The organism is Halorussus gelatinilyticus (genome assembly GCF_023238445.1).
Taxonomy (GTDB): domain Archaea; phylum Halobacteriota; class Halobacteria; order Halobacteriales; family Haladaptataceae; genus Halorussus; species Halorussus gelatinilyticus.
The window spans coordinates 1944107-1957878 of the sequence record NZ_CP096658.1; the positions used below are offsets into that span (position 1 = coordinate 1944107).

Consider the following 13772-nt stretch of genomic DNA (forward strand, 5'->3'; position numbering starts at 1 on the left):
GTCCGGTCGGCGTCGGTGTTCGTATGGACCCGCGAATCCGAAATCACGCCGACATTCTCGTCGACCACTGCACCGACCTCGACCCGAGCGACGACGTGGTCGTTCGGGCCCCGCCCGTCGCCGAGGACCTCGCGGTCGCCGTCGCCGAGCGAGTCGGCGAGGTGGGCGCCAACCCCTCGATTTCGCTCCAGAGCGAGCGCGCGACGCAGGCGTACCTCCGGTCCAGCGACCCCGACGACTTCGAGACGCCCGAGCATCGACTGGCGATGATGGAGGCGGCCGACGCGTTCGTCCTCATCAAAGGCGACCGGAACACCGCCGAGATGAGCGATGTCCCCTCAGAGACGCTCGCCGCCTTCCGCCGGGCGCTCCAACCGCTGCAGGAGGCCCGCATGGGCAAGCGCTGGGTCGGCACGCAGTTCCCGGCACCGGGCAACGCCCAGAAGGCCGAGATGAGCACCGCGGCGTACGAGGAGTTCGTCTACGAGGCGGTCGATAAGGACTGGGACGCTCAGAAGGACCACCAACAGCAGATGGTCGAGATTCTCGACCCCGCCGACGAGGTCCGCGTCGTCTCGGGCGACACGACCGACCTCCGCATGAGCGTCGAGGGCATGAAGACGGTCAACGACTACGGCGAGAAGAACCTCCCCGGCGGCGAGGTGTTCACCGCGCCGGTCCCCGACTCCGTGGAGGGCGAGGTCCTGTTCGACAAACCGCTCCTCCGCCACGGCCGGGAGATTCACGACGCGTACCTCCGATTCGAGGACGGCGAAGTCGTGGACCACGACGCCTCGAAGAACGCCGACCTGCTCGAAAGCATCCTCAATACCGACGAGGGCGCGCGCCGCCTCGGGGAACTCGGCATCGGGATGAACCGCGACATCGACCGGTTCACCTACAACATGCTCTTCGACGAGAAGATGGGCGACACGGTCCACATGGCCGTCGGGAAGGCCATCGCGGAGACGGTGCCCGAGGGCCGACCGCGCAACGAGAGCGCGGTCCACACCGACATGATAGTGGACATGAGCGAGGACTCCTACATCGAGGTGGACGGGGAAATCGTCCAGCGAAACGGCACGTTCCGGTTCGAAGACGGGTTCGAGGGGTAAACTGCACCCCCGCGTGCGGCGCGAGGTCGTCCCAACTCCACTCCGAGCATACGGCGCGAAGCGCCGTTTCACCGCGAGCGAAGCGAGCGGGGCTTTTTCATCGACGTTTTTCGACGAGTGGTACCCGCAGGGCGCGAACGCAGTTCGCGCCCGAGGATACCCGAGGAGAAAAAGGTCGGGCTACACCACGTCGCCGCGGACCGTCGCGCCCTCCTGGCGCTTCCGGTAGGACTCGACGGCTTCGGCGGCCTCGTCGGTCTTCTCGGCGTCCAAGCCGAGCATCCCTAGCGCGTCGGGGAGCGTCGGAAACGGGAGTTCGCTCTCGCGGAGTTTGCGCAGGGCCTCGTCGCTCCGCTGGCCCTCCGCCCAGAGGCAGACGCCCCGCGGGTCGAGAATCTGCTCGTAGGCCTCGCGCTGGATGGCACCCTGTAACCGCTGGGTCACGTTGTCCTCGAAACTGGAGTTGCAGACTTCGAGGTGGACGGGTTCGTCCTCGGGCAGGAGGTGGGCCGCCAGACACTGCTCGGGCGCGGCGTGCCCGCTGTCGTTGGCGCGGATGTACTCCGGGAACTGCTCGGCCCACTCCGCCCGGACGGTCTTGCCGACGCCCTCGACGCCGTGCGATTTCCGGAATCGTTCGGCGGCGTCGCCGTCGTCGCCCCGCAGGAGGATGTCCTTCGTGACGTACACGTCCAGTCGCTCCACGGGGTCGAGTCCGAGCGCCACGTCGCCGTAGACCCACAGCTCGCGGACCGGTACGGGCATCGTCTCGTTCTCGACGGTGTGGAGTATCTCCTCGACCCGCTCGATGGCCTCGTCTCGGTTCATTGGTCGCGTGTTGGTGGTCGGGCAGGTTAACGGTGGCGTGTCGGGACTCGAAATCGGGGGCAGCGCGTCCGCCGAGCGTCGAGGCCACTACGTGTGACCGACGGCGACGCCGCGAGTTGCTCGTCTAACTGCCCGGCTCGATTTTCCGTTCGCGTCGCCACCGACCCGACTAGTCTTGCACTGTATTTACATTGGCAATCGGGATTGAGGCGCGGGCGACCGGATTTCCGGTGGGACCATGCCAGCGAAAGTGACTCCCCGGCGGTCGGCGGACACGCTCGACTCGGGCGAGGACGAGTTCGTCGAGCGCCTGACGAGCGGTGACTGCGAGAAACCGCCGAACTTCGAGCGGATCGTCGCCGTCAACCGCGGCGCCGAGTCCGTCGAAGCGGAGGAGGCGACCGTACTTGAGACGGGGCCGAACCGCTGTTCGGCCTGAGGTCGCGGTAGAAGGCTTCTCGCTCCGTTCTCCGCTCCAGCGTAGCTACAGTACTCTCCCTCTGGCGGCGGGCATAAATAATATAGCGCAATACAGAACGCTGCTACTCCCGTGATTTGTCGGCTCACGCGGCGACCCGAAGCGCTCCCGACTCGTCCGAAAATCGGTCGTAGACGGCTCTCACCGAACCAAGAGGTCGAGTTGGTGTGCGCAGTAGACGAGTTTCGCATCCGTTATCTGCTCGCGCCGTCGGTCGGCCCACGCCGCGACGCGCTCGGCGTCGATTTTCCCTTCCTTCCGGACCGCTCCGGCGACCATCTCCACGATGCAGTCGAGGAAGTAGGCTTCGTCGGCGGGGTAGCCACCGTCGCGCGGGTAGACCACCCAGTCGGAGCCCGCCGCCGCGAGGACCTCGCCGGTGGCGCTGGCCGTCGCGAGGAGGTGGCGTCCGGCCCTGCTGTCGCCCGAGGCGTCCAGATGGCGGTGGAACGTATCGAGCAGCCGTGCCTCGAGGTCGGGGTCGCTCACGGGGTCGAAGCCCGTCTCACCGTCGAAGGTGATGGGGCAGTACGCTAACCCGTCGGGCGCGAGGGCGCGTCTGAACGCCGCGAGCGCGTCGGCGGGGTCCACGAGGTCCACGAACGCGTGGGCCACCACGAGGTCGAACTCGCGGTCGGTCTCGGCGAGAAAGTCGAAGGCGTCGGCGGTCCGGAACCGCACCTCGGCCCGGCGCTGGCCCCGCGAGAGGACGAAGCGGTCGTCCGCTCGCGCTCTCGGCCTCGCGCTTCCGTCTGCACTCCCGTCCGCGCTCTCGCCCGCACGCCGGACCGCGAACCCGCGCGCGGCGGCCCACGAGGGCAGGCGCTCGCGCGCGGCCGCGACGTTCTCGCTCCTGATGTCGAGCGCGGTGTAGTCCACGCGGTCGGGGAACCACGACCGGTCGAGGAGTCGTGTGACGGTCGAGCCGATTCCCGACCCGACCTCCAATACGCACAGGGCGTCGCGGTCGGGAGCGTCGCGGCCGCGCAACTCCTCGGCGAGTCGGGCCTCGACGCCCCGGTCGATGGCGCGCTCGTCCACCGTCCGCTTGGCCGAGAGGTAGCGCTGGAAGTTCACGGCGCGACCTCCGTCGCCGCGGCTTCCGACCCGGCGGCGACTCGTTCGAGGAACTGCCGGGCCGTCGCCATCGACTCGTCCCAACCGGGATGGCGCTCGAATCGGCGGCGGGCGGCGAGCGCCATCTCTCGCAGGGTCGCGCGGTCGTCGCGGAGCGTCCGGACGGCCGCGGCGACCGCCTCGCTACTGCCCGGCGGAATCAGGAAGCCGTCCTCGCCGTCCGTGACGAGTTCGGTCGCGCCGCCCGCGCTCGACGCGAGAGCGGGCAAGCCGAAGCCCATCCCCTCCAAGTAGACGATGCCGTAGCCCTCGAACCGCGAGGGAACCGCCAACAGGTGGCTCGCCGCGAGGCGGTCGGCGAGCGCGCCGTCCGAGAGGCGGCCCTCGAACCGGGTTCGGTCGGCGACGCCGAGGTCTCGGGCCTGTTCGCGGACTCGCTCGGCGTACTCCTCGTCCGTCGCGTTCCCGACGACCGAGAGTCGCCAGTCGCCATCGACGCGGGCCAGTCCGTCGAGCAGAACGTCGAGGCCCTTTCGCGGGACGAGACTGCCGACGAAGCAGATTCGGAGCGGGTCGCGCTCGGCGCGCGCGGCGATTTCCCCGTCCGTGAGTCCGGGGTCGAAGCGGTCGCCCGCGGGCCGGGCGACCGCGGACGGTCGGGGTCCGGCGAGCCGTTCGGCGGCCCGGCGGGTCGCCTCGCTGGCGTACACCGCGGCGTCGGTCGATTCGAGGTACCGACGCTCTATCGTGCGGTAGACGGGTTTCTGCCACGCGGGCCACCGCTCGCTCGCGCGGAGGTGGTGGACGACGGTGACTATCGGCGTCTCGATTGCTCGGTTGTGCCCGACCAGCGAGGGATGGCAGAGTTCGTCTTGGAGGAGGAGGTCGAACCCCTCGCGGCGACCGCGGCGGTCGGAACCACGGCGACCGCGGAGTTTCCGGCGGACGCGCGGGTCGAGGTTGTCGGCGAGCGCGCGGGGGTAGTCGCGCCACGGCAGGGAGACGACGGTGACGCGGTGGCCCGCCGCGCGGAGCGCCCCGGCGAGTCTCCGGTCGTAGCGGAACCCGCCGGTCGTGGCGGTGAGGTCGCCGTACACCACCAGTCCGACGTGCATCGTCAGACCTCGCGGCGGTGGGAGGCCCACGCGATACTGTCTTCTTGCAGTTTCACGGTCACGGCCTCGATTTCGGGCGCGTCGAGGTCCCGCCGGAACCGCTCGCCGAAGATTCGCGCGAAGTGTTCGAGGCTCGGGTTCAGGCCCTCGAACGCCGGCAGGTCGTTCAGCGTGGCGTCCCGGAACCGGGCGACCGTGGCGTCGATGCGCTCCTCGACGGCGTCGATATCCGCGAGGTAGCCGTACCGGTTCAACTCCTCGCCGGCCAACTCGACTTTCGCGGTGTAGCGGTGGGAGTGGAGGTCGCCCTCGGGACCGGGGTCGGGGACCGTCAGGAAGTGCTGTGCCACGAACTCGCGCTCGACCGTGACTGTGTACATGACACGGAGACACGACGGCGACGCGTATCAAAGCCGGGGGCGGACGGCGAGGCGGAGGTTCGCCCGGAAACCCCGATTCAGTACTCGAAAACCACGCCGAGCGCCTCGTCGGGACGCTCGTCCAGCAGTTCGTACGCCGCCGCCGCGTCCTCGATGTCGAACTCGTGGGTCACGAACCGTTCGACGTCCACCTCGCACAGCCGGTTCCACGCGACGTCCAGCCGGCGCTCCTTCGACCACCGGCCCCGGAGGTCCGGCGAGATGGTGCTGACCTGACTGCTCTCGACGCTGACGCGGCTCCGGTGGAATCGCCCGCCGAGGTCCAGTTCGGTCGGTTTCGTCCCGTACCACGACCCGACGACGACCCGGCCGTCGTAGCCCGTCGCGGCGATGGCCGAATCGAGCGCGTCCGGACAGCCAGAGAGTTCGTAGGTCAGGTCCGCGCCTGCGACATCGCCGTCGTCCGGGTCGCAGCACTCCTCGGGTTCGCCCGCAGTTCCGAGTCGGTCTCGAAGTCGCTCGCCCGCGTCGCCTTCGGGGTCGAGCGCGGCGTCGGCACCGAGTTCGCGCGCCAACTCGCGCCGGTCGGGGTAGCGGTCCAGCGTCACCAACTCCGCGAGCGGAAAGCGTCCGAGAAGCGCGGTCGTGAGCAGGCCGACCACGCCCTGCCCGAAGACGACTGCGCGCTCGCCGAGGCGGGGCGCGCCGTCCTGTACGAGGTTCACCGCGGTCTCGACGTTCGGTAAGTAGGTGGCTTCGGTCGCTGAGCAGTCCTCGGGCACGGCCAGCACGTCCTCGACCGGCGCGCAGAAGTGGCTCTCGTGGGGGTTGAACCCGAACACGCGCCGGTCGAGCCACGCGGAATCGACGCTCGGCCCGACCGCCTCGACGCGCCCGACGGCGGCGTAGCCGTACCGAAGCGGGAACTCGAAGGTGTCCGCGAGCGCGTCGATGGTCGCGTCGGCGGCCATCTCGGTCGGGACCTCGCCGCGGTAGACCAGCAGTTCCGTGCCGGGACTGACCGCCGACCGCTCGACGCCGACGCGGACCTCGCCCTCCTCGGGGTCGCGTCGCTCGCGCTCGTGCACCTCCACTGCCCGCGGTTCCGTGAAGTAGAGTGACCGTGGCATGTTCTCCCGACGGCGCTGGGCCGTCCGACAGTCGTACGGCAGGGTGGATTATCGTTCTTTGGCCCCTCGGGGGCTGTTTTCTCCGGGTAATCGGCGTTACTGCCCGAGTTACTCCTCGAAGAGACACCGGAAGCCCCCGCAGAGTCGTTCGAGCAGCGGTTTCGCCACCGGATTCGCGCCGACGCCGAGGTACGCGCGCTGGGGCGAAAACTCCCCCGAGCGTATCCGGAGCGCCAGCGCCACCGCGCGGTGGTTCCCGTCGGCGACGTAGCGGGGCACGCACCCCTCGCGCGTCGAGACGACCAGCGGTCCGTCCGGCATCTCGTCCACGAACTCCAGCACGGTCTCGACGTCCACGCCCGTCTCGGCGGACAGTTTCTCGGGGTCCTCGCTGGCGACGCGGTCGGCCGCGCCCCGAATCGTGCCGTCCGGCGAGAGGTCCCGCCAGCGGAGGTCGGTCGGTCCCTCGACGACTCGCAACTCCGCGAAGTCCGCGCGGTCCAGCGTCGTCTCGTACCACGTCACCGGGGCGTCGCGCCAGACGAACGCCGCCGCGCCGGGTTTCCGGTCCAGGAGTTCGTCCAGCGCCGCCCGCTCGGACAGCGAGTCGATGGGGAACCACTCGACATCGGGGTGCGAGCGCTCGACTCGGAGCCACTCGCGGAGGACCTCGACCTGCGAGACGCGATGCATCGCCGGAACTACGCGCCGAACCCACTCAATTCCACTCCCCGTTCGGCCGGCGCTCGCGGTGAGTCGGCGTCGTGACCCTCGCCGCGACCGAACCGATTTTGAGGACCTGTTACCAACCCCGCGAACGGACACGGAGCGGACGTATCGAACTGCGGACCGCTCCGCCGACACTCATGCCGGATTCGCTCACCTACGTCGAGTTCCTGTCGGTCTTCCTCGCGGTGCCAGTCGCGGCGCTGGCGGTCGCGGTGGCCCGGACGACCGGCGAGTCGCGGCGCGTCCTCGCGGGTCTCCTCGCGCTGGTCTGCATCGCGGTCGGCTACACCGCGCCGTGGGACAGCTACCTCGTCGGCCGGGGCGTCTGGACCTACGGCGAAGGCGTGGTCGCGGCCCGGTTCGCCCGCGTGCCGCTCGGCGAGTGGCTGTTCTTCGTCCTCCAGACGGTGGCGACCGGTCTCTGGTATCACCTGTTCGCGCCCGTCATCGACCCCGCGCTCCCCGGCCGGGACGCGCCCGACGACCCCGAATCCGTCGCCGGCCCGCGCGCTCGCAGTGCGAGCGCGCGGACCGCGGGCGCGGCCGGTTGGCTCGCCGTCGCCGCGGGCGGCGCGGTTCTCACCGTCGCCGCGCCCCGGACCTACTACCTCGGGATGATTCTGCTGTGGGCCGCGCCGGTCCTCGCGTTCCTCTGGGCGGTCGGCGGGCCGGTCCTCTGGCGGGAGCGCCGCGTCGTCGCCGCCGCGGTCGCGGTCCCCTCGCTGTACCTCTGGGTCGCCGACCGGTACGCCATCCGGACCGGTCTCTGGGCCATCGCGCCGGAGTACAGCACGGGACTGCTCGCGCTCGGGTTGCCGATAGAGGAGGCGGTCTTCTTCCTCCTGACGAACCTGCTGGTGGTGCAGGGACTCCTGCTGTTCGACTGGACGGTCGCCCGCGCGGTCGAACGCGACGCGCTCTACGCGCTCGCGGGCCTCGTGCCGGGGGTCTCCCGGCGCGTGCCCGAGTCGGTCGTGCGACTCGCGGGGTCGGTCGCGGGCCGACTGCCCGGCGTCGCGGAGGTGCGCCGCCGATGGTAGCGACCGACGACGGCGATTCGGCCGCAGCCGAATCCGCCTCGCGCGACGGGGAAGGGTTCTCTCGCGCGCTCGTCCGCGTCGCGGGCGCGCCCGCGTGGACTGCGCTCGCGCTCGTCGCCCTGCTCTTCGGCGTCGGGTTGGGGGCCGACCTCCCGGCGAGCGTGCGCTATCTCCCGTTTCTGGCCAGCCTCGTCGTCTTCGGACTGCCCCACGGCGCGGCCGACCACCTCGCCGTCGAGCGGTTAGGCGGGAAGCGCCCGCTGCTCTCGGTCGGTGCGGCTTACCTCGTCGGCGGCGGGCTGTACCTCGCGGTCTGGCTGGTCGCGCCCGCGGTCGGATTCGCCTCGTTCGTCGCGCTGACGTGGTACCACTGGGGGCAGGGCGACTGCTACGTCCTGCTGGCCGTCGGCGACCACCTCCGGACGCGCGGCCAGCGCGCGCTGGCGATAGCGGTCCGGGGCGGCATCCCGATGGTGGTCCCGCTGGTCGCGTTCCCCGAAGTTTACCGGTCGGTCGCCGACGCGACGCTTCGGCTGTTCGACGCCCGGCCCGTCGCGGTCGGCGCTCTCGACGCCACCGTCTTCGACGCCACCGCCCTCGACGCCGCCTTCCGACCCGAGGCTCGACTCGCGGCCGGGGGCGGACTGGCCGCGCTCTCGCTCGGCGCGCTCGCGCTCGGGGCGGTCCGCGGAGGATGGACGGACCGCGGCTGGCGGGCCGACGCGCTCGAAACGGCCCTACTGTGGGCGTACTTCTGGGTCGTGCCGCCGATTCTCGCGGTCGGACTCTACTTCTGCCTCTGGCACTCGGTGCGCCACGTCCTCCGGTTGCTGACGGTCGCGGAGGACGGAGAAGTGGGCGAGGCGATACTGGCGCGCGACGGACTCGGGGCCGAACTCGCGGGGTTCGCTCGGGACGCGCTCCCGAACACGGTCGGCGCGCTGGTCGTCCTCGGCGGACTCGCGCTCGTCGCGCCTCCCGAAGGTGGGTTCCTGTCGCTACTCGCGCTGTATCTGGTGCTGTTGGCGGTGCTGACGCTCCCCCACGCCGCCGTCGTCACGTGGATGGACTGGCGCGAGGGCGTCTGGTCGGTCGAACCGGCGGGGACGCGGACGCGCGACTAACTCGCGGCGTCCTCGTCGCCGACGCTCTCGTCTTTCCGGAGCAACTCGTGGATGTCCTCCTCGTCCAAGAGGTCCAGTAGACTCTCGCCGTTCTCCCACTGCGCGATCTCCTCGGCAGTGAGCCAGTTCGAGGGGTCGCGTCCCTTCGCGTCCATCAGTTCCGAGAGCTTCTCGTCTAAGTCGTCGGGGTCGTACCCACCCACAGGCATGTTCGCGTCCACGGGTCGGACTCCCTTGGCTGTTCGGGCGCGGCCAGTTCTCCGTTTTCGCCTTCAGACGGTCTGAAAGCGGGGAAAATGGACGTATCGAGTTCTGAAACCAATATTCGGCGGAGATAGCGCGCTTTCTCGACGCCCGGAAATCGGACCGCCGATTCCCGCGCCGAGACGAATTTGCTATAGCGATGATTGATTTATCAGTCCGAGGCGAAACCGACAAACGCCCGGACTCGAAAGTCGTACTCGATGGACTGCGACAAATGCGACCGCGAGTCGGTCATGCACGCCGCGTACTCGGGGTTGCACCTCTGCGAGGACCACTTCGTCGCCTCCGTGGACAAGCGCGTCCGGCGGCGCATCCGCGAGGACGACCTCGTTCCGAGCGACGCCACGCCGGAGGACCCTCAGACGTGGGTGATAGGGCTGTCTGGCGGGAAGGACAGCGTCGTGCTGACCGACATCCTCCACCGGACGTTCGAGAAGGACCCCCGAATCGAACTGGTCGCGCTGACGATTCACGAGGGCATCGAGGGCTACCGCGACGAGAGCGTGGACGCCTGCGAGGAGTTGACCGAGCGACTGGACATCCGCCACGAACTGGTGACCTACGAAGACGAGTTCGACGTGCGGATGGACGACGTGGTGGAGAAAGACCCCGAGGGGATGGCCGCCTGCGCGTACTGCGGGGTGTTCCGCCGGGACCTGCTCTCGAAGTACGCCGAGCGGTTCGACGCCGACAAACTCCTGACCGGCCACAATCTGGACGACGAGGCCGAGACCGCGCTGATGAACTTTCTGGAAGGCGACGTGGCCCAGATCGCCAAGCACTTCGACGCGAGTCTGGGCAACTTCGAAGAACGCGGCGAGCAGGACGACTTCGTTCCGCGCGCGAAACCGCTCCGCGACGTGCCCGAGAAGGAGGTCGCGCTCTACGCCCACGTCAAGGACCTCCCGGCTCACATCACGGAGTGTCCCCACGCCGAGGAGGCCTACCGCGGCGAGATTCAGGAACTGCTCTACCAGCTCGAAGAGAACCACCCCGGCACGCGCCACTCCATTATGTCGGGCTACGAGGAGTTGGCCGCCCTCGCGGCCGAGGAGTTCGGCGCGCGCGACGGCGGTTCGACCGACCTCGGCGAGTGCGAGCAGTGCGGCGCTTCGACGACCCGCGACGTCTGCCGGAAGTGTTCGCTACTGGAGTCGATTCACGCGGTCTGAGGCGACGGTCGAGTTCTTCTCTCGGCCCCGCAGTCGGCGACGGCCGACTGCGGGCGCGCTCGGTGCAACGGACCACTGGGACGCGCCCGGCGACACGTCTACCGGGGACGCGTCTACCCGGATGCGCTCGGTAATACGTTCCACTGCGCCCGATTTGGCACCCTCGAAGACCACGCCGAGACGTCACTCTTCACGATTCAGTGGGACTTTCACGAAAACACGAAACCGAAACTCGGAAAATCGAAGCGCCGTCAGCGAATTACGTCGAGCCCGTTGCTCTGTTCGACCTGGTCCTGTCCGCCGTCGCTCTGGGTGCCCCACGCGTCCGACGACTGGTCGGTCGCCTCGTGAGTGCCCCCGGAGTCGCCGAGACCGTCGATGCCCTCGACGTTCTGGCTGGCGTCGAACGACTGGGCGTCCACGTCCCGCATCTCCTGGCGGGACTTGTCGGCCTGCTTCTGGGTTGAGGGTCCGAGGACCTGCGCGCTCTGAACGCCGGTCATGATGGCCATGACCCGGACCTTGCCCTTGTAGTTGTCTTGGATGCGCGCGCCCCAGATGACGTTCGCGCTGGCTTCGAGGCGCTCGGTGATGTTGCTGGCGATGGACTCGGCCTCCTTGAGCGTGAGGTCCGGGCCGCCCGTGATGTGGACCAGTCCGCCCGACGCGCCCCTGTAGTCCACGTCGAGCAGCGGGTGGTTCATCGCGTCGCGGACGACTTCCTCGGTCTTGTTCTTGTCTTGGGTTTCGCCGACGAGCATCACCGCGACGCCGCCCTGATTCATGATAGAGGTCATGTCGGCGTAGTCGAGGTTGATGAGCGACGGTTGGGTGATGGTCTCCGAGATGCCCTTGACGGTCTCGGCGATGATCTGGTCCATCACCGAGAACGCCTTGCCGATGGGCAGGTTCGGCACGTAGTCGAGCAGTCGGTTGTTGTCCAGCACGATGATGGAGTCCGCTTCGTTGCGAAGTTTTTCGAGGCCCTCCTCGGCCTTCACCGTGCGGGCGCGCTCGACGTTGAACGGCGTCGAGACCATCCCGACGACGATTGCGCCCTGCTCTTTGGCGATTTTGGAGACGACCGGTGCCGCACCGGTGCCCGTGCCGCCGCCCATGCCTGCTGTGACGAACACGAGGTCTGCGTCGCCGAGAACCTCTTTGATGGTGCCTTGGGCCATCTCGGTGGCGCGCTCGCCCATCGAGGGGTCGCCACCAGCACCGAGACCGTTGGTCAGGCTCTTGCCGACCAGAATCTTCGTGTCGGCCTCGATCATCTTGAGGTGCTGTTTGTCGGTGTTGATGGCGACGGTGTCCGCGCCTTCGACGCCGATGTTGTAGAGCCGGTTGACCGTGTTGTTCCCGGCACCGCCACAGCCGACGATGACGATTCGGGGGTCGCCGAACTCGTCGCCGTCCGCCGAGGCGTCCATCTCGCGGCTCTCCTCTTCGGCGTTCTCCAGCGCGTCCTGAACGATATCCTGCATTGTCTACACCTTGGCCCACGAGCGCTTGTTGGTCGTCTGCTCGGTCTGGCCGTCTTCGTGTTCGTTCAGCATGTCTCGAACGGCGGCCCGAATCGCCTCGCTGCGGTTCGGGAACTCCCCGGTCTCGACCATCTGTTCGACTTCCTCGATCTGCTGTTTCGGAATGCGAAGTGTCACACGCTCCATATTTTGTAATCCCCTGTTGGTAGAGTAAGACGGCGCGCAGTTTCTTGCACGTACTGTCTTACACCGCGTAACCGGTTAACACGGGCGAGACGCCCGTTCTGCGGCCGGGTGTAAGACAACCGTCTTACGCGGCCATACCCACATACTCAAAAGTTAAATAGTTAACGGCGGGTGTAAAACACCGTCTTACGAGCGGTCGAGGACGTCGGCGGCGGGCGTCCGACGGCCGCAACTCGGGCAGAAACCCCAGTCCGACCGCACTTCGTCGCCGCACTCGCAGAAGACGCGCCGGGACGCCTTCTCGCCGCAGTTCGGACAGTAAACGTGGTCGTCCGACAGCGTCTCCCCGCACTGCCCGCAATCGTTCTCGCGGTCGGCGGGGTCGGCGGTGGCGCGGTCGTCGGGACGGTCCGCGGCGCGACCGTCGGACCCCTGCGAGGCGGTCACGTCTCTGTCCGACGACCCGTCTGACGCGTTCGCACCTCGGCCCGCGTCGGCTCGCGCGTCGCGTTCGAGCGTCACGTTGACGTTCACGTCCTGCGCGCGCTCGGCGGTGCGGTCGCGGGCCTCCCACGCGGCGAGTCGCTCGGCCACGAGTTCGTCCACGCGCTCGGCGAGGAGCGCGTCGAGACTGTCGGCGCGTCCGGATTCGCGGTGAGTGACGTCGCCGCGTCCGTCGTCACGCCGACGCGGGCGCTCCTCGCGGGATTCACGGGCCGCGGACGGCGTGCGCCCGTCTCGCGGCGCACGCTCCGGGCCGCTGTCGGCACGCCGGTCGCCCGCGTCGAGGTACTCGCGGAGCGCCTCGCGCATGATCTCGCTCTTGGAGGCGTCGCGGGCCTCGATGCGCTCGACCAGTTCCTCGTCCGCGCGGAAGGTTATCTTGCTCATCTGGCGGTTCGGCTCTGACTATCACAGCCACGGTATTTTAATCTTCGGCCACCCGGATGACACAGAGAAGACAGGTGCCGCGGCTGTCGGATAATCCGGCTCAATTGCCGCTCTCGCCCTCGATTTGCCGCTGGGTCGCGTCCGACAGGTTTCGCTCCGCGAGCGGTACGTCGTCCTCCCAGAGCCAGAACGTGACCAGCGAGTAGTGGACGCCGCACTCGACGGCGATCCACCAGAGCGTCTGCTCGCGCTCCCAGAACAGCTCTCGGAGCCGTTCGGCCGACGGTCGCCGCTCGACTAGCGACCCCTGCGGCGCGTCCGACAGGTCGATCACGCCCTCGCGTTCGAGGAGGTACGCGACGACGAACGCGGCGGCTTGGTCGGACAGCGCGCGGTCCTCGCCTCGGTCGGTCTTCCACGCGTCGTAGGCCGTTTTGACCGTCTCGAAGCCGTCCCGGTCGGCCTCCGCGTCGGACACTTCGCCCGTCATCTCCGCGACGTACTCCCGAACCTCGGTCGCCGTCGGCGGTCCGGTGGCCGCTTCGAGGTCCTCCCACGGGACCGGCGTCAGTTCGGTCATAGTGGCGTCTCGACGAGCAGGGCTATAGTTCTCGTGGTGTCACGCATACGCGCATGCGAAGGCGATTACGGAAATCGTAAACATTGCTTAGAAGTGACTATGGGTTCTGTAAGAAAATATTTTCGTTGCTCTATCGACGGAGACGGGCGCACTGGCGAGGTTCGCGTCGCGCCGCG

General features: G+C 68.5%; 16 protein-coding genes. 5 read left to right on the forward strand and 11 right to left on the reverse strand.

Annotation, left to right across the window (positions count from 1 at the left end; genetic code table 11):
- Nucleotides 1–23 precede the first annotated feature (23 nt).
- On the forward strand, nucleotides 24–1115 hold the full coding sequence (locus tag M0R88_RS10035) for an aminopeptidase (RefSeq protein WP_248653376.1): 1092 nt from the start codon (nucleotides 24–26) through the stop codon (nucleotides 1113–1115).
- 180 nt (nucleotides 1116–1295) lie between these two features.
- Here M0R88_RS10035 and M0R88_RS10040 read toward each other — a convergent pair whose 3' ends face one another.
- Nucleotides 1296–1943: a DUF7095 family protein gene (locus M0R88_RS10040; RefSeq protein ID WP_248653377.1), complete on the reverse strand. Its 648-nt coding sequence runs from the start codon at nucleotides 1941–1943 to the stop codon at nucleotides 1296–1298.
- Nucleotides 1944–2181: 238 nt separating this feature from the next.
- Here M0R88_RS10040 and M0R88_RS10045 point away from each other — a divergent pair, with 238 nt between their 5' ends.
- Nucleotides 2182–2382, forward strand: coding sequence for a hypothetical protein (locus M0R88_RS10045; protein ID WP_248653378.1), 201 nt, complete (start codon nucleotides 2182–2184; stop codon nucleotides 2380–2382).
- Nucleotides 2383–2562: 180 nt separating this feature from the next.
- Here M0R88_RS10045 and M0R88_RS10050 read toward each other — a convergent pair whose 3' ends face one another.
- The 5 genes from M0R88_RS10050 to M0R88_RS10070 form a co-directional block, all read right to left on the reverse strand.
- On the reverse strand, nucleotides 2563–3498 hold the full coding sequence (locus tag M0R88_RS10050) for a methyltransferase domain-containing protein (protein WP_248653379.1): 936 nt from the start codon (nucleotides 3496–3498) through the stop codon (nucleotides 2563–2565).
- Complete coding sequence (locus tag M0R88_RS10055; RefSeq protein WP_248653380.1) at nucleotides 3495–4613, reverse strand: glycosyltransferase family 4 protein; 1119 nt, start codon at nucleotides 4611–4613, stop codon at nucleotides 3495–3497. Before M0R88_RS10055 ends, M0R88_RS10050 begins: the two co-directional genes overlap by 4 nt.
- A gap of 2 nt (nucleotides 4614–4615) precedes the next feature.
- Nucleotides 4616–4993: a 6-pyruvoyl trahydropterin synthase family protein gene (locus M0R88_RS10060; protein ID WP_248653381.1), complete on the reverse strand. Its 378-nt coding sequence runs from the start codon at nucleotides 4991–4993 to the stop codon at nucleotides 4616–4618.
- Between the two features lie 77 nt (nucleotides 4994–5070).
- Nucleotides 5071–6123: a zinc-dependent alcohol dehydrogenase gene (locus tag M0R88_RS10065; protein WP_248653382.1), complete on the reverse strand. Its 1053-nt coding sequence runs from the start codon at nucleotides 6121–6123 to the stop codon at nucleotides 5071–5073.
- A gap of 108 nt (nucleotides 6124–6231) precedes the next feature.
- A complete protein-coding gene (locus M0R88_RS10070; protein WP_248653383.1) occupies nucleotides 6232–6816 on the reverse strand; it encodes a hypothetical protein in 585 nt (194 codons plus the stop codon).
- A 173-nt stretch (nucleotides 6817–6989) separates the two neighbouring features.
- On the opposite strand from M0R88_RS10070, the gene M0R88_RS10075 reads away from it, so the two are divergent.
- Both M0R88_RS10075 and M0R88_RS10080 read left to right on the forward strand, forming a co-directional pair.
- A complete protein-coding gene (locus tag M0R88_RS10075) occupies nucleotides 6990–7892 on the forward strand; it encodes a lycopene cyclase domain-containing protein (RefSeq protein WP_248653384.1) in 903 nt (300 codons plus the stop codon).
- The gene (locus M0R88_RS10080; RefSeq protein WP_248653385.1) at nucleotides 7886–9016 is read left to right on the forward strand and encodes a Brp/Blh family beta-carotene 15,15'-dioxygenase; all 1131 of its coding nucleotides are present in this window, start codon (nucleotides 7886–7888) and stop codon (nucleotides 9014–9016) included. The genes M0R88_RS10075 and M0R88_RS10080 overlap by 7 nt, the downstream gene beginning before the upstream one ends.
- Here M0R88_RS10080 and M0R88_RS10085 read toward each other — a convergent pair.
- Nucleotides 9013–9225 (reverse strand): DUF8027 family protein, encoded by a 213-nt coding sequence (locus M0R88_RS10085; protein WP_248653386.1) that lies wholly within the window; start codon nucleotides 9223–9225, stop codon nucleotides 9013–9015. The genes M0R88_RS10080 and M0R88_RS10085 overlap by 4 nt on opposite strands.
- 255 nt (nucleotides 9226–9480) lie before the next feature.
- On the opposite strand from M0R88_RS10085, the gene ncsA reads away from it, so the two are divergent.
- Nucleotides 9481–10452 carry a tRNA 2-thiolation protein NcsA gene (gene ncsA / locus M0R88_RS10090; RefSeq protein WP_248653387.1) on the forward strand — a complete coding sequence of 324 codons (972 nt, stop codon included), beginning with the start codon at nucleotides 9481–9483 and terminating at the stop codon, nucleotides 10450–10452.
- A gap of 251 nt (nucleotides 10453–10703) precedes the next feature.
- Here ncsA and ftsZ read toward each other — a convergent pair whose 3' ends face one another.
- The 4 genes from ftsZ to M0R88_RS10110 form a co-directional block, all read right to left on the reverse strand.
- Nucleotides 10704–11939 carry a cell division protein FtsZ gene (gene ftsZ / locus M0R88_RS10095; RefSeq protein WP_248653388.1) on the reverse strand — a complete coding sequence of 412 codons (1236 nt, stop codon included), beginning with the start codon at nucleotides 11937–11939 and terminating at the stop codon, nucleotides 10704–10706.
- A 3-nt stretch (nucleotides 11940–11942) separates the two neighbouring features.
- On the reverse strand, nucleotides 11943–12125 hold the full coding sequence (cdrS, locus tag M0R88_RS10100; RefSeq protein WP_135852034.1) for a transcriptional regulator CdrS: 183 nt from the start codon (nucleotides 12123–12125) through the stop codon (nucleotides 11943–11945).
- A 186-nt stretch (nucleotides 12126–12311) separates the two neighbouring features.
- Complete coding sequence (locus tag M0R88_RS10105) at nucleotides 12312–13016, reverse strand: double zinc ribbon domain-containing protein (RefSeq protein WP_248653389.1); 705 nt, start codon at nucleotides 13014–13016, stop codon at nucleotides 12312–12314.
- A gap of 100 nt (nucleotides 13017–13116) precedes the next feature.
- Complete coding sequence (locus tag M0R88_RS10110) at nucleotides 13117–13596, reverse strand: hypothetical protein (protein WP_248653390.1); 480 nt, start codon at nucleotides 13594–13596, stop codon at nucleotides 13117–13119.
- Nucleotides 13597–13772: the final 176 nt, after the last annotated feature.

Excerpts from the sequence above, each read along its gene's own strand:
- M0R88_RS10035 (WP_248653376.1), top strand. The coding sequence starts at position 24 with ATGGACCCGCGAATCCGAAATCACGCCGACATTCTCGTCGACCACTGC.
- M0R88_RS10110 (WP_248653390.1), bottom strand. The coding sequence starts at position 13,596 with ATGACCGAACTGACGCCGGTCCCGTGGGAGGACCTCGAAGCGGCCACC.
- M0R88_RS10055 (WP_248653380.1), bottom strand. The coding sequence starts at position 4,613 with ATGCACGTCGGACTGGTGGTGTACGGCGACCTCACCGCCACGACCGGC.
- M0R88_RS10060 (WP_248653381.1), bottom strand. The coding sequence starts at position 4,993 with ATGTACACAGTCACGGTCGAGCGCGAGTTCGTGGCACAGCACTTCCTG.
- M0R88_RS10065 (WP_248653382.1), bottom strand. The coding sequence starts at position 6,123 with ATGCCACGGTCACTCTACTTCACGGAACCGCGGGCAGTGGAGGTGCAC.
- M0R88_RS10070 (WP_248653383.1), bottom strand. The coding sequence starts at position 6,816 with ATGCATCGCGTCTCGCAGGTCGAGGTCCTCCGCGAGTGGCTCCGAGTC.
- M0R88_RS10085 (WP_248653386.1), bottom strand. The coding sequence starts at position 9,225 with ATGCCTGTGGGTGGGTACGACCCCGACGACTTAGACGAGAAGCTCTCG.
- M0R88_RS10105 (WP_248653389.1), bottom strand. The coding sequence starts at position 13,016 with ATGAGCAAGATAACCTTCCGCGCGGACGAGGAACTGGTCGAGCGCATC.
- M0R88_RS10045 (WP_248653378.1), top strand. The coding sequence starts at position 2,182 with ATGCCAGCGAAAGTGACTCCCCGGCGGTCGGCGGACACGCTCGACTCG.
- ftsZ (WP_248653388.1), bottom strand. The coding sequence starts at position 11,939 with ATGCAGGATATCGTTCAGGACGCGCTGGAGAACGCCGAAGAGGAGAGC.
- ncsA (WP_248653387.1), top strand. The coding sequence starts at position 9,481 with ATGGACTGCGACAAATGCGACCGCGAGTCGGTCATGCACGCCGCGTAC.
- M0R88_RS10080 (WP_248653385.1), top strand. The coding sequence starts at position 7,886 with ATGGTAGCGACCGACGACGGCGATTCGGCCGCAGCCGAATCCGCCTCG.
- M0R88_RS10075 (WP_248653384.1), top strand. The coding sequence starts at position 6,990 with ATGCCGGATTCGCTCACCTACGTCGAGTTCCTGTCGGTCTTCCTCGCG.
- M0R88_RS10040 (WP_248653377.1), bottom strand. The coding sequence starts at position 1,943 with ATGAACCGAGACGAGGCCATCGAGCGGGTCGAGGAGATACTCCACACC.
- cdrS (WP_135852034.1), bottom strand. The coding sequence starts at position 12,125 with ATGGAGCGTGTGACACTTCGCATTCCGAAACAGCAGATCGAGGAAGTC.